This is a genomic window from Endozoicomonas sp. ALB091, assembly GCF_049310265.1.
GTDB lineage: Bacteria > Pseudomonadota > Gammaproteobacteria > Pseudomonadales > Endozoicomonadaceae > Endozoicomonas.
On sequence record NZ_JBLYNQ010000006.1, the window covers coordinates 704,159 to 725,476 of the forward strand.

The following is a 21,318-nucleotide window of genomic DNA, read 5'->3' on the forward strand; positions in this document are numbered from 1 at the left end:
AGGATATTGAATTTTCGGGCAAATAATGTGTCTGATCCAACACTCTTGTCAGCTTAAAGTGACCAATTATGCAGCCCAATACCTTATCATCTCAAGGGATGGCCAGTTTTGTGGAAGGACAGTCATCCAACACCGCTAAACCAGAGGATAGCCAGCCCCGGGGTGTGGCCTACGCCCGTAACGTCGTTGCTGCTCACAGTCGTTTACCCGGACTCGCCCCGGGGCATGGCAGCGAACATAGCGTTCCCGGGGAGCGACCCGCAGATGATGCAGATACACCGCCAGACACCGACTTAATCGCCCGGGTAATAACAGAAACAAAAGTTTTGTCAGCCCGGAATGAGCCGTTACCCCATAGCGGTATTAAGGTTATCACCGCTGGCAGTTATCGACCCGACGCGCTCAGTAAACCAATTGGCAAGACTGTGGCCTGTGACGATTCTAACCTCCCTTGCGGGCACACCTACCAGCCATATGTCTGGCTATCCCCTTTTGCCCATCGTCTGCTGACTCCCACTATTGGGCAGTATGCATTTATTCAGCGTTGGGTCATTGATCAGCTGCGGATGTCAGAGGCTGAGGCCCGGCAAGACTTTCTGGCGCGGTTTGAACACCGTCTGGTTGATTATGGTTTTACCGGCCCTGACGGGGCAGAAAAAAATTACGGCGTATTTGCCAGAGCGAAAGTACCAGAAGGGGAGTTGCTCGGGATCTATTCGGGTATCGGGTATGTACTCAACAAACCATCGTGGACTAAAAAAAATCACAATTGGAAACTTGAATATTTGCATCAGAAGTTTACTGACGATATGCCAGATTTCATGAGTTACTACCGAACCATGATGGCCGGTCTCAGGGGTAAAGAGCAAACGCAGCGCACGCTTTCAAAATACACTCAGGAAGGGGCGGTTAACGACCCCTTTAGTCTGGTCGCCATTTTGCCGGACAACGAGCGTTATACGCCTTTTCACTTTGTGAATTCCGCCAACAGGACCGAAGATGTCAATACGTCTGTGGAGTTTATCGCTATCACAACCGATTTTGGCAATTTTACGATCCCCGTCTCTATTGCCGTCAAGGGCATTGCTGCCGGACAGGAGTTATTGATGGATTACTACGTCGATCCTGATGCCCACAAACAATCGTGCCTGGCGGGGACCGCAGCTGAGGAAAAAGCACGTTATAACAAGATTTTGCAAAGTCGTCTTGCCATAGTCAGAAAACTCAGTGATGATGTGCCCGGCAAAACGCCAATATCACCGTTTGTTGCCGCACCGGCTTATTATGTGTCGGAAGAAATCCGAAAACACAATCAGCGGTCAAGTCACAAAAGAACATTACTCCCGCGACATTGACGTATTTCGCGGTTGAGGTCGTGTGGGTGTGCTGACCTTGTTTTTTCGATACTCCCTGGACGAGACTTTTCCGGCAGGTGCAGCACCCGCAACCACCTGTCGCTCACTTACGTCAGGCGTTGTATTTCAAGCGGTAACTATCAGCAACCATTCCCCTATCCGCCCCCCCTGGCCACATCACTGCCTCGTACTCCGAACACCGAATTCGGTAATCACCTCGTTGACGATAAGAATCATTTTCAGTTCAATGGTCGGTTATAAATTAGCACAATAGAACCATTTTAAATTCATCGCGCTTTCTTCCTCGGCATGCCAATATCTTCCTGAACAAGCAGTCGCAGCAGGCAACACAGAAAGCGATATGAAAAGTGTTAAACGCCCAGCACCCAAAAGGCCGTTCATTGAAACTACTCTGGAAACTCCGGTTTATTCTGAAGGACTACTGGCAGCAATACCTGCTGGCCTTTATCTGTCTGCAGATTGTCTCTGTCCTGAACCTGTTGCCACCCTGGCTGATTGGCCATGTGATTGACAGTATCAAAGACAACAGCCTTACCAACCGGGAACTGGCCGGTTATGTTGCCGGGATACTGATTACGGGTATCGTCGTCTATGGCTTCCGATATATCTGGCGAGCCAAGCTGTACGGTGCTTCCATTGAGCTGATTCGTCAGCAGCGCAGCCGGTTGTTTGCCCATTTCACCCGGCTCTCTCCGGAGTTTTACCAGCACCATACCACCGGTGACCTGATGGCCCATGCCACCAATGACCTCAATGCGGTTGAGGAGAGCGTTGGGGTCGGGATCATGACCCTGGTGGACTCCCTGATCGCCGGCTTTACCGTTCTGTTCGCCATGATATTCCTCGTCAGTGGTCAACTGACCCTGCTGGCGATGCTGCCTTTCCCGGTACTGGTCTGGGCGACCAAGCGCTACGGTGTGGCCTTGTACTCACGCTTTGGTCGCTCTCAGGCTGCTTTTTCCAATCTGAACGAAGAGACCCGTGAATCCATCACCGGTATTCGTGCGGTCAAAGCACACCAGTTGACTGAACGACAAACCCGGCGTTTTGAACAGCTGTCCATGGAGGCGGTGGCAGCGAACAGCCGCGTTGCCAGGGTCGATGCCCTGTTTGGCCCGAGTATCAGCCTGTTTTTCGGGCTCTCTTTTGTACTGGCCCTGGTGGGTGGTGCCTGGCTGATCAGCCATGGACAGATGACGGTGGGCCTGTTAACCAGTTTCACCCTTTACCTTAGCCAGATGCTCGGCCCCATGCTGCAATTTGGCTGGCAGTTCAATGTCTTCCAGCGCGGCAGTGCCTCCTGGGGGCGTCTGGAAAAACTGCTGTCCCGCCAGCCCAAAGTGAGTAATGCACCGGATGCACGACAGGCTCCGGACGACACACGTCTTTCGATAAACATCCGGTCATTTGGTTATGACTCCGTTGCGGACCAGAAGCCGGTACTGCAGGGTATCTCTGCCGAGATACCCGCAGGCGCATTTATCGGGATTACCGGTCGTACCGGCAGCGGTAAAAGTACTCTGCTCCGGCTGATCCTGCGTGAATTTGATTTGCCTGAGGGCTCCTCCATCCAACTGGGCAATATTCCGCTGCCACAGCTGAGTGTGGCATCCCTGCGGAAAAAACTGGCCTGGGTCCCCCAGGAGCCCATGCTGTTCTCCGGCACCATCACCGACAACATTCGCTTCTCCACACCGGATGCCAGCCAGCAGGCCGTCGAACAGGCCGCCAGACTGGCAGCTATCGATGACGAAATCATGGGCTTTAAGGATGGCTACAACACCCTGCTGGGTGAGAACGGCATCAACCTGTCCGGAGGCCAGAAACAACGTCTGGCACTGGCCAGGGCCCTGCTGGCTGACAGTGAAATATTGCTGCTGGACGATGCCTTCAGTGCCCTGGATATGAAAACCGAAGCCCGTATTCTGAAAAACCTGATGGCCATGAAAGGTAAGAAAACCATCATTCTGGTCACGCAGCGGCTACCCGAGCTGATTAAGGCGGACCATATTCTGGTACTCGATCGTGGTCGTATTATCGAGCAGGGCAACCATGAACAGCTGCTCTCTAACGGTAAAGAAGCCACCGACTCGCCTGAACAGAATACGACCGAACACTGGTATGCAAAAATCTTCCGACAGCAGGCAAGAGCCCTGCTGCACCCCCTGGAAGTGAAGCCCGATGCCGTGAACAAACGGTCCGATGTTGCCTGAGGAATAATGCAGTGATCGCCAACGACGAGAAAAAAACATCAGGCTACCGGGGGCTGGCCAGGCTGGTTCGCTATGCCAAACCCTATCAATGGCCGTTTCTGGGTGCCTTTCTGATCCTGCTGCTGGCCACCAGCCTGGAAATGCTGGCACCGTGGCTGATGAAGATCATTCTGGATGAACATATCACCCCCGGAGTGAATGATGCCCTTCATGAATATATGGGCCTTGCCATCATGGGTGCAGCCCTGTTTGGTACTTATCTGGGTTCGGCCATTCTACAATACATACAAAATGTGATGTTTCAGGAAAATGCCCTGAAGGTGGTGCACGACATTCGACGGATGCTATTCGCCCATGTGCTGAAGCTGCCCATGTACTATTTTGACAGCGAACCAACCGGCCGTCTGGTGTCCCGTATTACCAATGACTCGGAAGTGCTGCGCCAGATGTTTGTGGGCGTGATTCCGGCGATTCTGCAGGCCTTTTTCCGGGTGGTGGGTATCTTTATTGCCATGGCTCTGCTGGATATCCGACTGATGTTGATGACGGCGCTGCTGATTCCGGTCATGCTGCTGGCGATTCACCTCTACCAGAAAATCAGCCACCCCGTCATTCACGGAGTTCGCAGCCAGCTGGCCAACATCAATACCCGTGTCAACGAATCCCTCAATGGCATGCGTATTATCCAGGCCATGGGACAGGAAGCGCACCTGCAACAGCAGTTTGACCGGGACAATGAACAGTGGAGCCAGCTCAAACAAAAGAACATCAATATCGACAGCCTGCTGCTGATGCCTTTCACGCACCTGCTCAATGGTATTGCCCTGGCCGTTGTGGTGGGCTGGTTTGGCTACCGGTCCGGGTTTTCTCTGGTCGAAGTGGGTACGCTCTACGCCTTTATCAATTACCTTGGGCGATTCTTTGAACCTTTCCGGCAGATCACCATGCAGATGAGCAGCCTGCAGCAATCTCTGGTGGCCTCGGAAAGACTGTTCCAGGTATTGAACGAAAAGACAGAAGACACTCACTATGGTCAGGGCAATGGTCAGAGCCCGGAGATTCATAGCGGTAAGCTGGCATTCAATAACGTAACACTGTCTTATGACTCGAAAAACCTGGCGCTGGATAATGTCAGCTTCACCGTCGAGCAGGGGCAGTTTGTTGCCATTGTGGGTCACAGTGGCAGTGGTAAAAGCTCGGTGATCAACCTGTTGATGCGCTTCTATCAACACCAGGAAGGCCAGATTCTGATCGATAACCAGCCTTTGTCCACCCTGCCGGAAGACACATTGCGCCAGGGGTTGGGTCTGGTATTCCAGGAGCCTTATATTTTCAGTGGCACGATGGCCGAAAATATCAGCCTGAACCATCGCCAGATCACCGATGAACACATTCAGGCAGCGGCCAGAAAAGTGCATGCGGACCCGTTTATCCGGGGGCTGGAAGAAGGCTATGAACATAAGCCCGGACCCGGAGGCAAAGCACTGTCCACCGGTGAAAGGCAGCTATTGTCATTTGCCAGGACCATTGCCCAGAATCCGAAAATTCTGCTGCTGGATGAAGCCACCGCCAATATCGATGGTGAGACAGAGCACCATATTAAAGAGGCGCTGATTACTCTGCGGGAAAACCGGACCACCATTGCCGTGGCTCACCGTCTGTCAACCATTCAGGATGCCGACCAGATTCTGGTGATGGATAAAGGCAAAATTGTTCAGCGTGGCACCCATGAACAGCTGCTGCAACAGGAAGGACACTATCGCGATCTTTACCTGGCACAGCAAACTGAAGAGCAGCTGGGCAGCACTGCGCAGTCAGGCCTGATGGTGACCGCAGCCAGCGCCTGATAACCCGGCCATAAACTAATAATGAATAATTGGGCTGCGGGGCTTACCCCCCCCCTGTTGGCAGAGGATGTCATCGGCAGTTTTTCTATTTCTGTACGAAAGTTTGAACTTTTCCGGTTTTTTGTAACCTAAGTACTAAAACACTATGAGGAATAGACTGACCTATGCATATTTCAGCAGCCCAACCCGCAATGTGCGAGTTGTTAGAAGATATGATCTCGGAGGTAAGAGAATATGAAAACGAATGCCCCATCTGCTACGAGCAACTCGATGGGCGTCAAGTATCTCCCGTCATCGTGACTGAATGTCAGCATCGCTATCATGTGAACTGTTTCGCTGAACACATGCGTGAAACACCTATAACCTCTCGCTCGGCGTGTCCGATTTGTCGGCAATTTCCGTTACCGGCGGTACGAGAATCGGGTGCCTTGCTTCATGAAGACTCCCCCTATTGCGAAGATCTGCCATTGCAAGCCTGCAGAACTGGAGACGTGGAAACGTTACAAAAATTGTTGACGCAGGATAAAACCATTGCCCGGAAGACGTTCAGATCTGCAGTTACAGGGAAAAATGTTTATTTACTGTACGTGACTGCCTTCAAGGGGCATCTCGCCTGCGTTCAAACCCTGATTGCTGCTGGGGCAGATGTCAACGCCGCCCTGGCTGATGGGTCTACCCCTATGTACATTGCTGCCCGGAAAAACTATAGCGACATCCTGCAAACCCTGCTCAATGCAGGGGCGGATCCCAACGCCGCCCCTTCTGAGGATGGTATCACCCCTTTGCACATCGCTGTCTACAAGAACAACATAGACTGCTTGCCAACCCTGCTCAATGGCGGGGCTAATATCAACGCTGTCACGGCTTCAAGATCCATGCTTCCAAGAGCCACCCCTTTGCACATCGCTGTCTGGCGAAATAGCATAGCCTGCCTGGAACCCCTGCTCAATGGCGGGGCCAGTATCAAGGCTACCACGACTTCAGGAGCCACCCCATTGAAACTCGCAGTCCTCCTGAACAATGAGACCTGCCGACAAGCCCTGATCACTGCCGAGGAGAATCTAAAAGCCCACTCAAAAAAAAGATGGAGATTATTTAGCTTTAATAAAAAACCACGATAATCAGAATTATCCGGTTTTAACTGCATCGTCAACGCCACTGCTTACCGGAGTATGTCTTACGCAACTCTTCTGTAGGGATTAACCAATTTGTCACAAACCTGTTTTTTGTCAGTGGCAGAGCCCGCCTTCTGGTAATCCCTTGCGTAACAACACGACAGAAGTTTAACAGCTACTTTTTTGCGGACAAAAAAAAGCCCATCATCAAGATGGGCTTTTCTGATATGGCGCGCTCGGGAGGATTCGAACCTCCGACCGCCTGGTTCGTAGCCAGGTACTCTATCCAGCTGAGCTACGAGCGCGCTGCGTCAACGAGGGCGAATCATACTTAAATTCCTGCCGGAGTCAACAATAATCGTTCAACTCACTGGCAGAAAGGCTGACCTCGGCAAACCAGCGTATATTCAGAGAAACACTCAACTGCCCTGGGCAGACTGTCAAGGCTGTTTGTCACCATAGATGAAATCATGCAACTCTCTAAACTGATGGCGAAGATCGCTCAACATAGTTTTGGAATGATCTTCAGCACATGAATGCCCATCTCGTTTTATTTCATCGTAGGCAAATCCAGTGGTTACCAGGCCGTAAATTCCAAAATTAATACCCTCAGCAATCAGCATGGTTGGGTTTACAAGCACCGGCAAAGAGGCCACGACCCCAGCCGCACCAACGATTTGACCAGGAAGCCAGCCAAGATTAGCACCCCGGTGGAAATCTTTGATGACGTATTCCTTCAGGGGCTTTGTTGACTTCTCGCACAGACCCAGCTTTGCTCCTGCCGCTCTGGCCAGCTTGACAGAACCACCTCTTATGGCACCGACAGCAGCACCACCGACACCACATATGACCTCAGTACTTATGCTTAAGGACTCAAATAAAACGTAGGGAACAGCTATAAACAACTTGCATACAACTCGACCAAAGCACTTTGCAGCTCTTACCGATGCCTCTCCAGTTGAAGGGATGGGTGTTGTTGTTGCATTAGGAACGACAGGAACGGTGACAGAATCCATTTTATGTTACCTCCATTAGTATTCTTATTGGTTAATCCCTGCTGCAGGAATTAGCTGCATTAACAGGGAATAAACCGGGCTCATTAAACGACTATTTTTTTAGTGAATTATATCGTTAGGGTTGAAAGTACTGCCTTCATCCAGTTCACCATAAAGGAAATCATGAAAATTTCTGACCTGTTGACGGGTACCTTTCAATAAATTTTTGGAAAATTCTTCCGTATCCGAGTGTCCAGTGGCTTTGATTTCCTTGTAGGCAATGACACCTTCTGCAATGGCGTATGTGCCAAAAACAGCGCCACAAACACCAAGTGTGATGGGGTGCGCAAGCAGCAGTAAATTGGACGCCACCACAGCTGCTCCAATGATTTGACCGGGAAGCCAGCCAATATTAGCACCCCGATGGAAGTCTTTGATGATGTATTCCTTCAGAGGCTTTGTTGACCTCTCGCACAGGCCAAGCTTTGCTCCTGCCGCTCTGGCCAGCTTGACAGTGCCACCTCTTACGGCACCGACAACAGCGCCACCGGCACCAAATATGTGTTCAGTGCCTATGCTAAAGGCGTGAAACAAAACATAAGGAACGACGATGGCCATCTTGCATACAATTCGACCAAAGCATTTTACAGCTCTGAACGTTGCCTCACGAGTGGAAGGGATAGGCTTTATTGTTTGATCAAGACTGACAGGAAAACTTGCAGCATCCATAATACGCTACCTCCATGAGCTTTATTAGGAATTGGATTACCAGTTAACAATTTGCCTTGCCATAAATCACTAACAGGCCAGTCAGATACGATAACAGACAACAATGACGGTCCAGTGAGCTAAACTGCGTCATCATCGGCAATTCTTTATCCACATCAATGTTGTTTTCCTGCTCCGAATAGCATCAATCTTCGGTTTAATTCTCCGCAGGCTCTACTATCCTGAACCTTCCTGTTATCAGGTTAGCCGGAAGGTCTGTCTATGTATTGCGTCGTCAAACACCTCAAAACCAGCGATGTCCATCAGGATGTACAAAGTCCCGTTGAATTTTCGGCCAGTGGCTTTGGCCGGTTTATTGGCACATTGTCGGGTGATTCACTGGCTAACCTGTTAAGTTATCTATCGATTCAAGATCTGGCTAACCTGGAGTTGTCGTCCCGCAGGGTACGTACCATTTTGCATGATAAATGTGGCCTGTCGGTAAGCCAGCTCCACAAGTACTACCAGTACTTTTTATCCCTGCCAAAGGCAGAGCAGCATTTTTATCAGGCGATGGCCACCGGTAATCAGCAACTGCTGCACCACCTCAGGACGGTACCCACCGTTTTCAGTCCCTGTCACCCTGTCCAGTGCAGACCAGAAGCGCTTTGTGCCTATTACACCAACCATTTCTGTCAACAGGTGATTCATGCACCATCAGTCACTCTGAAAGCTTCCGGGCGTATGGAGTTCCTGCCGATTGTGTCGGCTTTTTTCCTGAACACCAACCACAACTGCCTGATCAATGAAGACAGCCGGGCCAGAGCCATGCATATCTGGGCTCCGGACAACAGTGGTAGCTGGCATCGGGAGTGTTCGATGGATTACACGACGGGAATAAACATGCACAACCAGCCCGGGGGCAATATTCTGTTTCTCCCCTCTCGCCGGTCGTCCGGTGAGCCATCCGTGCCTGACCGCGGTGGTAGTGCTCACGAATTCTTGTTGTCAGTTGTCAGGCGCAGTGATTCCGGTAACTGGTCCGAGGTTCAGCAAATGACAGGAGCCGATATTTATCACAGCCTGGGTCACCGTCGTATAAATGAAATGATCGTATCCGACGATGGCAAGTCGCTGGTGTGCATTGACCGTAAATCGGGAGGGGCCATCCTGTGTTGCGGGACCGATGGCAACTGGCGGCATAATAATGCTTTAAGCTGGGGTGATAATCATGAAATTCGTTTTAGTCCTGATAGCCAATATCTTGCCCTGTTCGACGGAGCTGAGGTTTCTTTCATAACCCGGGGTGACGATGGGTTATGGTCATGTAGCAGCAAAATTGACTTTGGCCTGAGCTGTGATGCTGCTGCAGCCAGTCGGGCAGCGTTGGACAATGACCGACTGTTTGACAATATGGAGTTTGATATGGCATTCAGCCCGGATAGTCGCCATTTTGCCGCATGGTCTGATGACCTCGGGATATACGATGAGACGATTCCGGGTGCAGAAAAAGAGTTTTATGTCAAAGTTGCCGGGCTTGATCATAACCAACGCTGGTCACACAAGTTGACCATTACCAAAACACACAGTGACACACACCACTGCTTTTTGCTCAGCGTTGATTTTAGCCCTGATGGCAGACTGCTGGTTGTTGCCACTATCAATGGCTTCGACATCTGGAGCCTGGACGACGACAGCTGTTCGCCGGTTATGGAGGATCAGGCTTATATTGACGGAGCAGGGCAAGTGCTGCGGGACCTGCCAGACATTAAGTTTTCCATGAACTCACGGCTGCTGTGTTTTATGATGGCAGCGTCGTCGCTGAGTGTAGACGACAATGAACTGAGAGCCAGTATCTGGTACCGTGGTGAGTCAGGACAGTGGGAGTGGGAACACGCACTGAATTCCAGCACCCTCCTGAAGGCCAGCCCCCGGGGCAATGCGCTGGTGTGCAGAAGTGAGTCAGAGAGTACGGATATATATCAGTACAAAGATAGCGGCCAATGGTGCAAGCAACCTGTTAAACTGTCTATTCAGGAGGCGCGCTTTAACCGGCAAGGCTGCCTGCTTGCCGCACGAACCGACGATGGCAGCCTGTTGCTTCTTGGGTTGTGCAGCGACGGAACCTGGCAGGAAAAAAACCGATGGCAGCCAGAAGGACAGATCAGAGATTTTGAGTTCAGCTCCTGCAGCCGCTCTTTACAAACCAGGGTATATCACAACGGGAAAGAGGTCCTCACTTTCTGGCAGATCACGCCTGATTTGGGGGCTGCCCGATGAATGTCCGGTGCTATCGTTTTTACTTTTGACTCCGGAGACGCTCGTTTGTGTTATTTTTTTGTTTGCAGAGGTTTCCCAACGTATTGTTTACCGGATATCACCGTGAATATCCCACCAAGTATAACAATTGAGGATAGAACCAATCGCATGGATACAGCCTCATCAATGAGTAATGTGCCGCCTGCTGCTGCCATTACAGGCACCAGAAGTTGCACAACAGCAGCTTGTACTGCAGAAAGTCTGCCTAATGCTATGTACCACAGGGTATAACCAATGCCTGAGGTCAGAGCGCCTGCCAAAACTGCAAGAATAATTCCTTTCAGGGAAAGGTGTGAGGATTCAATAGTAAGAACTGTCAGGGCGATAAGGAAAGGCAACGTTCTAATAAAGTTACACATTGTATCACTCAACGGATTGGTGGATTCTTTACCCGCTAACGTATACATCCCCCATGCAATGCCAGAGACTGCCATCAGAATAAAACCATTCAGGGAAGGTGTGGATAAGGTTGGTGCCACCAAATACATGAAGCCAGAAAAAGCGGTAGTAATACCAATCCATTCAATGAAGCGAACTTTTACGCCTGAAATAAAATTGGCCAGAATCATGGTGATTTGCACCGAGGTAAACAGGATTAGTGCCCCAATTCCGGTATCTAAAATAATGTATGCATAGGAGAAGGTAACGGCATAAATAAACAACATAACGGAAGCATACCAGCTGCCTTTTGCAATTTTTTTGTCACCAGGGTTTAGTAATTTATAGAGTACAACCAGAGAAATGATACCAGACAAGAGACGAATAGAAGTAAAGCTTGCAGCATCTATTTCTTGTTCACCCAAAGCCATTCTGCAAAGAATGGAATTTCCAGCAAAAGCCAGGAGGGATATTGTAGTGAGTATAACTGCTTTCATTATTGAATTAAATATTTAATGAGTTGGGTAAAAACATAACACCTGGGTTACGGGACACCGAAGGCATCCCGGACACAACGTCAAATACCAGGTGTTATGCAATTTTCCTCATGGCTTGCAGACCAGGAGACTGTCGGACTTAAGGCTATTGAAACAGTTTTTCGGATTTTTACTGCCCGACTGTACCAGACGTTGGCATGGTTGAATAGACTCTGTTGGTACAACTATACGCGGTGAACAAGGTGAGAAATGACTGAGATAATCCGATAAAAAATGCAATAGAAAAATAAACTTTTCACGACTACCTCACCAATCAAGTTAAACAGGCTTATGAATATATTGTGAAGTATGGTAGAGGACAGGATTTAAAACTCTCTCTCTATCCTCAATAAAATCTCCTTCGTCATTAAGGAACATATCTGATTCATATAAATCATGCCATATATTATTCCCACGCGGACATCCATCATACAATGATTGAAAATGAGTAGCTTCATCCATTGTAAGACCCTGAGCTGTTGCCACCATGACGGGAAGCAGACGATTGAATCTTGCTAAATGAGCCAGTTCAAGAGCATTACTGTTTGCCCATGTTATACGCTGACGCAGTAACTCATTGGTATAAAAAGGTAATAGATCCAAAGCCAGCTCTTCATTGTTTGTTTTAATTGCTAATACCAGGGGGGTATTTTTTCCAAACTGTCCTGACATTATTTTTTGATTTGGCGTAATCAATAATTCATGGTTTGTTTCTTTGAGATAATTTAATAAAGCTCTTGATAAAGTTTTATCTCTGGCTGCAATTGCTGCAGTAAATGGCGTATTTACAAAAGGTGTCGCATCAAATTCCAGCAATGTAGATTCAACTCCTTCTCTTTTCAGAAGCACTGCAATAAACTCTTCCCGCTCTTTTGAATTTAAATTTCTTTTTGCTTCAATTTTTGGCGTATTGGTAATATCAACAATAACATTAAATAACACATTGGGCCTGAAAGCACTTCCTCTATAGGCAAAAGGATCACCTCCGGCTATGTTTCCCTTATGGGTTGATGGGTCTAAACTGTCGTAAAACCATGTAATGGGAGATTCTGTTATGCAGTCCCAACAGTTTCAAGACCTTCTTAATGCTATACCGTTATTATCCAGCCAGCAGCGAAATACACTTATTAACGCTCTGTCAGAGCAGAATTCTCCTTCCGATATTGCCAAGTCTATCGAAGATAGTTTTGTCCGGGCTCCAAAATGTCCTCACTGCGGGTCAGAAGACCTACAACGCTGGGGGATGCGGAACCAACGACAACGTTTCCGGTGCAAGTCTTGTCGAAAGACCCTGAACTCTTTTTCCAAAACGCCTCTGGCCCGTTTAAGACATCCTGAGCGTTGGCCGCAGTATCTTGAGGGGATGACTTACTCTTTGACGCTTCGCCCGGCTGCCAAGCAATGCGGCGTTTCATTGAAAACATCATTCCGTTGGAGGCATCGATTTTTACAGGCTATTGAGCACGACCAGGCACCGGAGCTTAGTGGCATCACAGAACTGGATGAAACTTTCTTCCGTGAATCCTTCAAAGGTCAGAAGAAAGGTCTTCCAAGAGCTGCCAGGAAGCGGGGTAATGAGAAGAAGACAGAGTGTCGACAAATACCGGTCATGGTAGCCAGAGACCGCGATAATCAGACGGTTGATGGCATTCTGGAGAATCAGAGTGCAGACGAGCTTTGTCGTCATTTGAACGGTCGAATAAATATTGAAGCAGTCGTATGCGCCGATGCAAGCCTTGCACATGAGAAGCTTGCGAGAACCTTGGGGTTCACCTTTAAAGAACTGGTGTCATCCTCTGGAATACGGGTTATAGAAGGTGTTTTTCACCTGCAACGTGTGAATGCATATCACAGCCACTTGAAGCAGTGGATTACAGGGATTTTTCACGGAGTTGCAACAAAATATCTGTCACATTACCTGGGCTGGCGAAGGGCTCTAACTGGCATTAATGCTTTAACAGCTGATCGGTTGGCCAACAAGATTTTGGAATTTATTCACTTTCAACCTTTAAAGGCAACATAGCCATCACCTCCTCTTTGCAATAGTTTTAATGCTCTACCCCAGTCAACCTGACCGGCCGAAAGTACTTTAATCAGTGCCTGCGTTGCTGAACTTTTGCCACTTTCCAGACTTAAGGAGAGAGGTCTTCGCACTTTATCAGAAACAGGTATGTAGGTAAGTTTCAGTGGATAAGGAGATACTCTTTTCATCACTCGAAAAGAGCGTTTACTTAATTTTCCAGTATCTCCCTTGTGTATAGGGTTACTTTTATCAAAATACCAACTCCTATATGATAGATCGTTCACAGAAGATGGAATCATACCATTACCTCGTAGAGAACAAGATCTCTTAACATGAGTTTGCTAACATCCCGTTTTACTATTTTCTTAATGATGATATCTGTGCAGAACCTCTAGGAGGCTGAATTAATATTCTCATTATACGTCGGCTGCATAGTACCAATCTCACACTCTATGGGATTTTATCGGCAGTACGGTTAGACCACTCCAATTCGAAAAGATTCAAAATTTCTTATTTGACCATAATCTTTCCGGTTTTACTTCATCATCATTTTTGAAGACAGTTTTTTCCTGTTTTGGATGGTTAATTGCAGATATACACAACCATCTGGAACTAATTTCATCATGACTTGTCTTCTCTCAACGAAGTAAAACTTTACCAACTCCTGGAACTTCTCATATGCAGCCACTACAGACTATCTCCTCCAGCGCCATGCAGTGTAAAAAATGTGAATCACCGGAAACTACAGCTAAACATTCACTGGATTTTTTAACAAATCAAGAAACATCAAGAATTGATCATGCTATTGTAGAGTTCAAGAAACCAAAATACCTCCATTCATGTAACAATAATATTCTTGAGACCCTACAGAAACTACCGGATGAATTAACCAAAAAGGTAGTGGTAGTTATTGCAACTCACGCAGGCAATGGAATAATCACTTACTTTAAAAAAAGTTATAATCATCATGTTTTTATTATGGGTAAAACAGAAGATGGCTTAAGAATATTTGATCCACAGATTCCTCGCTCTACATCTATAAAATCCAGTCAGTGGGTTAATGAAGTTTACGAAGAAGTACCCATTAAACACACTCTAACTAACAGCAGTACATTAAGATCATTACCTCAATTCAGGTTTGTTGATGGATTAACATACCTTGAGAATTATGAAGAGTCATCTGAATTTGACACTTTAAATCCTGATTATGCAATATCGGAAAATAGCAGCATTCTAAAATCTCAATTATGGAAAAAATCATTTTCGCTCAATTTGTATGAAGTAACCAAACTGTTTACAGGTATTGATTCATACGAAGATGCAGTTTTAAATCATAGAGATAATGAAAGCCCTTTGAAACGTATAGAAGATCAGCATATTGCATATTTGCGAGAGTTTTTTGTAACCAATTAATGTAACTTCAGTGGCACCACGGGTGTCTGCTGGAGTTTATTGCTAGCCAATGACAAGATAGTCTTTGAAAAAGCCGTCAGTCCCTACCAGTACTATGTTTTCTTTAAACGGCTTTGTAGGTCTAAGCTTCGCTAGCACTACAATGCGTCTGGCTAACGAAGTTTAGTAATTTATTTTCAACCTTTAAGGGCAATATAGCTACTGTCAAAAACTCTGTAATTTAGACATTACGTCAAATGGCTTACAATTTCTAAAACACCCGCTATCAACATTTGAACACCAATGACTGTCAAAATTAATCCCATTAATCGCGTAACAATATCAAGCCCACCTTTTCCAATCAGTGCCATTATCCTGGAGCTGAATATAAAGCAGAAGAATGTTATAAGGCACAAAAGAGCAAAAATGGAAATGGTCATCAAAACTCTGGTTAACTCACCAGATGCAGAATAATTCATAGCTGTTGCAATGGTTCCCGGCCCTGCAAGCAAAGGTACTGCTAAAGGTGAAACTGCAATATTTTCGAGATTACTTTTATGACTGGACTGTAAACTTGAAGCGTTACCATTCAGCATATGGTAACCAACAAGAAAAACAAGAATGCCTCCCGAAATTCTTAATGCTGGAAGTGTAATTCCAAAAACATGAAAAATACCTTTACCTAAAACGGAAAAAAGTAACACTATGCCGAAAGTTATTATGAGAGATTTTGTTGCAATTTTAAATCTCTCACTACTGCCACTGTTTCCTACCAAACCATTAAAAGCTGCTGTATTTGCTATTGGATTCATAATTGCAAAAAATCCTAAGAAAACAGACACTGCATGTGTATAAAAATCTTTGCCCATCATTTGCTCCAGCAATATTTCGGAGAAAAAGAACTGTGCTATTCAACCAGAAACACCATCAGGAATAATATAGACAAATATTGTTATGTTACTGTTGAAATTGTCGGTTATGCAGTGAGTTCACGCTAAATTCATCGGTGCAGTAGGCGTCTGCTGAAATTTTTGGTTAAGAGACTGTCACCCTCTGGTCGTAGTTAAGGACTGACAGAAACTCGTTATCATGTCATTGGTCAGGTTCGCTATGAACTTGCGCTGTTCTTGCCTTCATTAACTAAACCAACGCAATGTGGGATTCTCAGAGTTTGCAGAGAAAAGTTGACTCTAAACTCAAGTTTTAAATCAGTGAATTCAGATCATCAGGTTTTGTGAAAACACTTCTCAAACAAAACTGAAACCTGAAACAAGCTTGTGGAATAAAAGGAGAGAAAATCAAGGAGGTAGAGAAAGGTATATGGCGGTGAGGGAGGGATTCGAACCCTCGGTACGCGATTAACGTACACACACTTTCCAGGCGTGCTCCTTCAGCCACTCGGACACCTCACCATTTGCTCAAAACGCTTATCGCCCCGAACAGGTGGCGTACTTTATATCACCTTTCTCACAAAGGCAAAAAAAATATATACCTACCGACAAAAAAATTACCGAAAGCGATTCAGACCAAACATGTTGCTCCAGCTCTTCACCGGGCATATCAATTAATGGCCCCATGCTGCCATAGCCAGCATTATTCACCAGCATACCCAAATGACCTTGGCTGCCGAGAATATGCTGCACAACCTCATGCACCTGCGACTCACAGGTCACATCCAGTTCCAGCACCTTGATATTCTGCTCTGCCAGCGCCTGAGTGCTTTGCAGGTTGCGGGCGGTTGCCCAGACACGATAGCCTCTTTGCTGAAACTCCAAAGCCAGTTCCCGGACAATGCCACTGGAACATCCGGTAATCAGTACATTTTTATTGTTGGTAGGCATGGTTTTTCTCTTTCAGGCTCTGTCAATAATTTCAGCTTCACGCTAAAGCTTATCTCCAGAGAACGCAAAGCCAGAAGTTTCCTTTGTTTGATATGAGTGGAACCTGTCTGCAGATTCTCTATATATCGAGCCGCCGGGGAAGAACTTGTCCGGATCTGGCGGTAAAGACATTAGTTCTGTTAGCGTATATGAGAATTGTTTTTTAGAGCTAACCTCATAATTGGGAAGCATAAGTGAAATTAAGTACCTATGCCCGGTGGTAAAGGCATTCCACGTATTAGTCTCCCAAAAAAAATCATAACTTGTAAAAAATGCAATATGTTCTGTATGCCCTTTTGTCAACTCTGACTCCAGGCGAGGGAATGCTGGCGCAAAATGAAAATATCGACGTTGTGGTAATGCAAATTCATAAACACACGGGATGTCAACTTTCCCCAAGAATACACCGTAGCCGCTTGTTTTACTGTATTCAGTAATAATATCACTAACTGTATCACCAGCATTACACCAAGAGTAACAATCTAAAATGGTATCATTGAGTATGTACTCAGGTAGCTTATCCACCGGCTCAATATAGTGTTTATCGTCTGGACTTTCTTTATTGCCGGTAAGATAAATTACATTTTTTTCTGAAGCCGTAATTTTTTGAAAATGACTTTTCTCTCTGTCCCCAAGTGGAGCCATTAGAAGCCAGCCTCTTGCTGACTCCAAGGAAGTTAGACCATAGCCACCCCATGATGCTGATTGACTTTGCGCTTTATGAGGAGTGTTAGTTGCTTCCTGTAAACTGTGAAAAACGGATTGCCTGGTGATTGAAGTATTCACTGCTGTCTTCCCCAACATAAATCCATACGTGGAAAGACATTTAAATAGCAAGATAATTCCCTGCCCTAATTTTCAGACCAATTTTTCACAACCGCAGCAGGAGAGCCTTAAGTCCAACAGGCTACCTGCTTAATGACATCTCATGAGCTTCGGAGAAATACGCAATTTAAAAGGCGTCACTATGAGGTGGGATCTTCTGACCGGAACTGCTGTTCATAGTCTGACCAGGAATATTCGGGATGCTCCTGTTCCAGCCTCGCCAGTTCAGCTTCAAGAGATGGTAGCTCCCCTTCAGGCGAAGGCATGTCAATGCCCAGTTCTGAAAGCTTGGACTCCAGCATAGAAAAGTCCGGCGCAGTCGGGAGTTCACCTTCATCCACAACGGTACAGTCTTCAGTGGGAAGATCAGTCTGGTACAGGCTGTCAGTGGCCTGGGCAAATTCCGGATCGGGCCTTGCCTCCAGTGAAGCCAGATCAGCTGAGCCAGGGTTCTGATGATGCACAGCAGACTGTTCTGTATTGTCAGGAGTCCGGTCAGCAGCGGCATCGGTTTCAGCCTGTGGATAACGTTTCACTTCGTCTGAGACCGGGTTATCCACAGCGGGCGGGGATACTGGTTCTTCCCCGACGGCTTCTGGTGTTCTCGGCTGTGCAGTGGTGTCGACGGAAGAAGAGGCCTCTGCGGTCTCAGGTGCAGACTCTGGCACAGAGGGCACGGCCTCCTGAGGGGCAGTCATGTCATCAACCGGCGCAACGGCTGGCGGTGCCTCCGCCTCAAGTGCCAATAACTCTTCTGCTTCCAGTGGCTCCAGGTCGGCTGTTTCCAGAGTTTTGGCGGGCAATTCTTTCTTGACTCTAACACCCAGAGCCAGAAACTGATCCGCCTGGGCAATCAGGTTTCCGCGACCGTGCTTCAGTGTGCCCATGGCATCGTCGTAGGTGGTGCGGGCATTTCCCAGCTGGATATCCAGCTTTTCCATCTTCTCAACAAAAACACGAAGTTTGTCGTACACCTGACGGCCTTTGTCAGCCAGCTTACGGGTGCTGGCATTTTGCCGCTCAATGGTCCACAGATTGGCAACGGTGCGGAGGGTGGCCAGCAGGGTAGTGGGTGTGACAACCACGATGCGCTTCTCAAAGGCATCATTAAACAACTTCTGGTCATACTGGAATGCCGAAATAAATGCCGGCTCTACTGGCATGAACATAAAGACAAAATCAGGGGCCTTTATTTCCGGCAGGCTCGGATAGTCTTTCTGGTTCAGGCTGTTGATATGGTTGCGGATGCTCTGGATATGGCGAACCATGGCAGTATCACGGTCAGCATCGGTCTCAGCGTTGACATACGCCATGTAGTCCACCAGCGACACCTTGGAGTCGATAATCAGATGTTTACCTTCAGGCAGGTGAACAATAAAGTCAGGCCGCTTGTTCTGGCCTTCTTCATCCCTGAAGTTGGGTTCCCGCTGGTATTCCTGCCCCTTGATCAGGCCGCTACTGTCAAGAATGGTCTCAACCTGCATTTCACCCCAGTTGCCCTGGAGTTTCTTGTCACCCTTTAGCGCCTTAGCCAGATTCTCGGCATCGTCGGTCATCTTGCGGTTGAGCTGATGCATGGTTTCCAGCTGCTGTTTCAAAGCCGCCCGGCTGGCACTGTCTTCCCGGTGAGCCTGTTCAACCTTGTTACGGAATTCACCCAGCTGCTCCCTGAACGGTGCCAGCAGTGAATGCAGCTGCTCATGGTGCTGATCAGAGAGCACTTTCCCCCTGGCTTCAAAGATTTCGTGGGCCAGGTGTTTGAACTCCTGCTTGAGGGCTTCCTTGTTTTCCTGAAGCTGCATCAGGGCTTTCTGGTTCTGCGCCTGTTGTTCTTCAAGGCGGGTTTCCAGCTCCTTTACCCGCTGCTCAGCCTGGCTCCGGCCAGAGCGCTCAGCAGCCAGTTCTTTTACCCGATCCTGAAGATCCCTGTTTTTTTCTGCTTCACGCTTGCGCTCTGAAATCAGCATGGCCTCCAGCCGCCCGACCTTCACCTGATGCTGATGGGCCAGCTCGTTAAGACGTGACGTCTCCTGATGCAGAAGGGCTTTGCCAGCGTCCAGCTGTTCCTGCATGACCACGCTCTGTTCCGTCAGCTCGTCCTGCAGATCGGCTTTCTGGTCTGTCAGCTGGGCAATCTGCAGATGCTGGGCATCCACCTCCCGTTCCATTTGCAATCGAAGGCTGTGCTGGGTCTGTCGGCAGACGAACCACGCCATTGCAAACGACAGCAGTGAAGCTAGAGCAACTACGACGAGGGCAGTAAGCGTCATGAAACAATCTCTCTGGAATTACACTGAATGACTTTTTGACAGGTTCATCGAGATAAAAGTTCAGGTCAATAGCAAAAAATCTTGCTAAAGACCTGACTTGCAGCATTTATAGCTGAAAAAATGGCTGTAACAGCCGTGGAACCAGACCTTTGAAGCGCAGAGGGCCGTCCGTTGCAATAAGGCAGATACAGCCTTCGTGGGTATCAGCAACCGGCTGATGGGTGATATCCGGGTCAACATCCGCCACATCGCCCACAGAGAAGCGACCCAGTTCATCGCTGTAGGAGCCCTTAAGGACCAGGGTGAGTTCAGAGCCACTGTGGCCGTGGGACGGCATAAAGGTGCCCGGGGAAATTTTCAGCAGTCGCAATTTGCCCTGAGAAGCTGGCAGAACAAACTGCTTCATGCCCGGAGCCATGGTACGCCAGTGGAGATCACTGAACCATTGGCCAATCATTGGGCGCAGAGGAGCCGGAATATCGCCGTCAGGTTGATCGTCTGGTGTTGTCCGGGTCTCAAAATATGCCTCGTCGACCGGTTCGTCCAACATGGCCAGCATCGAATCCCGGGAGCTTTTGGATATGGATTCCAACGGTTCCTGCTCCATCAGCCCAAGGCCGATCAGCTCAGCGTCTGCAACCTTGTCATGACAGTGGTCACAAACCGCCAGATGACAGGCAACGACCATGGACAGTGCGTCCGGCAGGCTGCAGGCACCGTAGCTGAGCAGGGTGCTGTCATCGGGGTGGTGATTGCAGTTCATGACCCACCTCCAATGCGAACCCGTAATTTATCAAATGCGAGCCTGAGGCCAGACTTGACACTGCCAATGGGCATGTCCATATCTTCGGCGATTTCTCGATGGGATTTTCCTTCGTAATACACTTTATAAACCAATTGAGCCTGTTGCTGAGGCAGGGCACCCAGGGCATCTTTTAGTCGCCCTGAATCACAGGCCGCCATGCTGGGTGTGTAACCTGCCTCGGGATAACTGTTCAGCGGGGAGAGCATGTCAGGCTTCTCTTTACGAAGCCGATCAATCCATAGATTTCTTGCGATACGAAAAATCCATGTGGACGCTGTTGCTTTTGCCGGATCATAGCTGGAAGTCTTGCGCCATACCGATAACAGGGTTTCCTGAACCAGCTCTTCAGCCAGTTCTTCATTCGCCCCTTTCCTGACCAGAAAGCTTTTCAGCCGCGGGGCGAAGTAGTCGTAAATCTGCATAAACAGCTGTTTATCACGACTTTTCGCCAGACCAACAAGAACGAGCCTGAAGTCCTGCTTTTGCGCTACCTGATCAGGTTTGAATTCCATAGAGGTTTCAACAAGCCGAAGATGTGCCATAATTCTTTAAATTTCTTATACATAAGTGGTTGTACGTAAAAAGTGCCAACAAGGATCTTTCACGATGGATACAGCCACTGTCCTGCATAATACC

Annotated in this window: 18 protein-coding genes and 2 tRNA genes; 7 read left to right on the plus strand and 13 right to left on the minus strand. The window is 47.9% G+C overall.

All coding sequences use genetic code 11. The annotated features are described in order from the left end of the window. The first annotated feature begins 68 nt into the window (after positions 1 to 68). The 4 genes from ACO6UX_RS10100 to ACO6UX_RS10115 all read left to right on the plus strand — a co-directional run bounded on the left by ACO6UX_RS10100 (position 69) and on the right by ACO6UX_RS10115 (position 6,557). Positions 69 to 1,355, plus strand: a complete 1,287-nt coding sequence (locus ACO6UX_RS10100; protein ID WP_422447227.1) for a hypothetical protein — start codon at positions 69 to 71, stop codon at positions 1,353 to 1,355. A 368-nt stretch (positions 1,356 to 1,723) separates the two neighbouring features. Next, the gene (locus ACO6UX_RS10105) at positions 1,724 to 3,589 is read left to right on the plus strand and encodes an ABC transporter ATP-binding protein (RefSeq protein ID WP_422447229.1); all 1,866 of its coding nucleotides are present in this window, start codon (positions 1,724 to 1,726) and stop codon (positions 3,587 to 3,589) included. Between the two features lie 11 nt (positions 3,590 to 3,600). After that, positions 3,601 to 5,436, plus strand: a complete 1,836-nt coding sequence (locus ACO6UX_RS10110) for an ABC transporter ATP-binding protein (RefSeq protein ID WP_422447231.1) — start codon at positions 3,601 to 3,603, stop codon at positions 5,434 to 5,436. A 164-nt stretch (positions 5,437 to 5,600) separates the two neighbouring features. After that, positions 5,601 to 6,557 (plus strand): ankyrin repeat domain-containing protein, encoded by a 957-nt coding sequence (locus ACO6UX_RS10115; protein ID WP_422447233.1) that lies wholly within the window; start codon positions 5,601 to 5,603, stop codon positions 6,555 to 6,557. A 222-nt stretch (positions 6,558 to 6,779) separates the two neighbouring features. Here the strand turns inward: ACO6UX_RS10115 and ACO6UX_RS10120 are convergent. The 3 genes from ACO6UX_RS10120 to ACO6UX_RS10130 form a co-directional block, all read right to left on the minus strand. Continuing rightward, positions 6,780 to 6,856: transfer RNA gene (locus tag ACO6UX_RS10120), tRNA-Arg, on the minus strand. 135 nt (positions 6,857 to 6,991) lie between these two features. Further along, positions 6,992 to 7,567, minus strand: coding sequence for a hypothetical protein (locus tag ACO6UX_RS10125; protein WP_422447235.1), 576 nt, complete (start codon positions 7,565 to 7,567; stop codon positions 6,992 to 6,994). Positions 7,568 to 7,666: 99 nt separating this feature from the next. Then, entirely contained in the window at positions 7,667 to 8,275 is a 609-nt protein-coding gene (locus tag ACO6UX_RS10130) for a hypothetical protein (protein WP_422447237.1), read from the minus strand. 261 nt (positions 8,276 to 8,536) lie between these two features. Here ACO6UX_RS10130 and ACO6UX_RS10135 point away from each other — a divergent pair, with 261 nt between their 5' ends. After that, positions 8,537 to 10,534 carry a hypothetical protein gene (locus ACO6UX_RS10135; protein ID WP_422447239.1) on the plus strand — a complete coding sequence of 666 codons (1,998 nt, stop codon included), beginning with the start codon at positions 8,537 to 8,539 and terminating at the stop codon, positions 10,532 to 10,534. Between the two features lie 50 nt (positions 10,535 to 10,584). Here the strand turns inward: ACO6UX_RS10135 and ACO6UX_RS10140 are convergent, their stop codons facing one another. Both ACO6UX_RS10140 and ACO6UX_RS10145 read right to left on the minus strand, forming a co-directional pair. Beyond that, positions 10,585 to 11,448 carry a DMT family transporter gene (locus ACO6UX_RS10140; RefSeq protein WP_422447241.1) on the minus strand — a complete coding sequence of 288 codons (864 nt, stop codon included), beginning with the start codon at positions 11,446 to 11,448 and terminating at the stop codon, positions 10,585 to 10,587. A gap of 318 nt (positions 11,449 to 11,766) precedes the next feature. Further along, positions 11,767 to 12,429, minus strand: a complete 663-nt coding sequence (locus tag ACO6UX_RS10145) for a hypothetical protein (RefSeq protein WP_422447243.1) — start codon at positions 12,427 to 12,429, stop codon at positions 11,767 to 11,769. Between the two features lie 112 nt (positions 12,430 to 12,541). Here ACO6UX_RS10145 and ACO6UX_RS10150 point away from each other — a divergent pair, with 112 nt between their 5' ends. After that, positions 12,542 to 13,510, plus strand: coding sequence for an IS1595 family transposase (locus tag ACO6UX_RS10150; RefSeq protein WP_422446623.1), 969 nt, complete (start codon positions 12,542 to 12,544; stop codon positions 13,508 to 13,510). On the opposite strand, the gene ACO6UX_RS10155 is transcribed toward ACO6UX_RS10150, so the two are convergent. Next, on the minus strand, positions 13,489 to 13,809 hold the full coding sequence (locus ACO6UX_RS10155; RefSeq protein ID WP_422447245.1) for a hypothetical protein: 321 nt from the start codon (positions 13,807 to 13,809) through the stop codon (positions 13,489 to 13,491). The genes ACO6UX_RS10150 and ACO6UX_RS10155 overlap by 22 nt on opposite strands. A 379-nt stretch (positions 13,810 to 14,188) precedes the next feature. On the opposite strand from ACO6UX_RS10155, the gene ACO6UX_RS10160 reads away from it, so the two are divergent. Continuing rightward, positions 14,189 to 14,923: a hypothetical protein gene (locus ACO6UX_RS10160; RefSeq protein ID WP_422447247.1), complete on the plus strand. Its 735-nt coding sequence runs from the start codon at positions 14,189 to 14,191 to the stop codon at positions 14,921 to 14,923. A gap of 227 nt (positions 14,924 to 15,150) precedes the next feature. Here ACO6UX_RS10160 and ACO6UX_RS10165 read toward each other — a convergent pair whose 3' ends face one another. The 7 genes from ACO6UX_RS10165 to ACO6UX_RS10195 form a co-directional block, all read right to left on the minus strand. Continuing rightward, positions 15,151 to 15,774: a MarC family protein gene (locus ACO6UX_RS10165; protein ID WP_422447249.1), complete on the minus strand. Its 624-nt coding sequence runs from the start codon at positions 15,772 to 15,774 to the stop codon at positions 15,151 to 15,153. Positions 15,775 to 16,223: 449 nt separating this feature from the next. Beyond that, positions 16,224 to 16,314, minus strand: a tRNA-Ser gene (locus tag ACO6UX_RS10170). A gap of 15 nt (positions 16,315 to 16,329) precedes the next feature. After that, positions 16,330 to 16,743 (minus strand): SDR family NAD(P)-dependent oxidoreductase, encoded by a 414-nt coding sequence (locus ACO6UX_RS10175; protein ID WP_422447251.1) that lies wholly within the window; start codon positions 16,741 to 16,743, stop codon positions 16,330 to 16,332. 42 nt (positions 16,744 to 16,785) lie between these two features. Next, entirely contained in the window at positions 16,786 to 17,568 is a 783-nt protein-coding gene (locus ACO6UX_RS10180; RefSeq protein ID WP_422447253.1) for a hypothetical protein, read from the minus strand. Between the two features lie 179 nt (positions 17,569 to 17,747). Next, the gene (gene rmuC, locus ACO6UX_RS10185) at positions 17,748 to 19,877 is read right to left on the minus strand and encodes a DNA recombination protein RmuC (protein ID WP_422447255.1); all 2,130 of its coding nucleotides are present in this window, start codon (positions 19,875 to 19,877) and stop codon (positions 17,748 to 17,750) included. A 106-nt stretch (positions 19,878 to 19,983) separates the two neighbouring features. Continuing rightward, positions 19,984 to 20,640, minus strand: a complete 657-nt coding sequence (locus tag ACO6UX_RS10190) for a ChrR family anti-sigma-E factor (protein ID WP_422447257.1) — start codon at positions 20,638 to 20,640, stop codon at positions 19,984 to 19,986. Next, complete coding sequence (locus tag ACO6UX_RS10195; protein ID WP_422447259.1) at positions 20,637 to 21,224, minus strand: sigma-70 family RNA polymerase sigma factor; 588 nt, start codon at positions 21,222 to 21,224, stop codon at positions 20,637 to 20,639. The genes ACO6UX_RS10190 and ACO6UX_RS10195 overlap by 4 nt, the downstream gene beginning before the upstream one ends. Positions 21,225 to 21,318: the final 94 nt, after the last annotated feature.

What these genes read in the sequence shown, in the direction of transcription:
- ACO6UX_RS10100 (WP_422447227.1), top strand. Translation starts at nt 69, where the DNA reads ATGCAGCCCAATACCTTATCATCTCAAGGGATGGCCAGTTTTGTGGAA.
- ACO6UX_RS10130 (WP_422447237.1), bottom strand. Translation starts at nt 8,275, where the DNA reads ATGGATGCTGCAAGTTTTCCTGTCAGTCTTGATCAAACAATAAAGCCT.
- ACO6UX_RS10115 (WP_422447233.1), top strand. Translation starts at nt 5,601, where the DNA reads ATGCATATTTCAGCAGCCCAACCCGCAATGTGCGAGTTGTTAGAAGAT.
- ACO6UX_RS10150 (WP_422446623.1), top strand. Translation starts at nt 12,542, where the DNA reads ATGCAGTCCCAACAGTTTCAAGACCTTCTTAATGCTATACCGTTATTA.
- ACO6UX_RS10195 (WP_422447259.1), bottom strand. Translation starts at nt 21,224, where the DNA reads ATGGCACATCTTCGGCTTGTTGAAACCTCTATGGAATTCAAACCTGAT.
- ACO6UX_RS10175 (WP_422447251.1), bottom strand. Translation starts at nt 16,743, where the DNA reads ATGCCTACCAACAATAAAAATGTACTGATTACCGGATGTTCCAGTGGC.
- ACO6UX_RS10125 (WP_422447235.1), bottom strand. Translation starts at nt 7,567, where the DNA reads ATGGATTCTGTCACCGTTCCTGTCGTTCCTAATGCAACAACAACACCC.
- ACO6UX_RS10165 (WP_422447249.1), bottom strand. Translation starts at nt 15,774, where the DNA reads ATGATGGGCAAAGATTTTTATACACATGCAGTGTCTGTTTTCTTAGGA.
- rmuC (WP_422447255.1), bottom strand. Translation starts at nt 19,877, where the DNA reads ATGACGCTTACTGCCCTCGTCGTAGTTGCTCTAGCTTCACTGCTGTCG.
- ACO6UX_RS10155 (WP_422447245.1), bottom strand. Translation starts at nt 13,809, where the DNA reads ATGATTCCATCTTCTGTGAACGATCTATCATATAGGAGTTGGTATTTT.
- ACO6UX_RS10190 (WP_422447257.1), bottom strand. Translation starts at nt 20,640, where the DNA reads ATGAACTGCAATCACCACCCCGATGACAGCACCCTGCTCAGCTACGGT.
- ACO6UX_RS10160 (WP_422447247.1), top strand. Translation starts at nt 14,189, where the DNA reads ATGCAGCCACTACAGACTATCTCCTCCAGCGCCATGCAGTGTAAAAAA.
- ACO6UX_RS10140 (WP_422447241.1), bottom strand. Translation starts at nt 11,448, where the DNA reads ATGAAAGCAGTTATACTCACTACAATATCCCTCCTGGCTTTTGCTGGA.
- ACO6UX_RS10135 (WP_422447239.1), top strand. Translation starts at nt 8,537, where the DNA reads ATGTATTGCGTCGTCAAACACCTCAAAACCAGCGATGTCCATCAGGAT.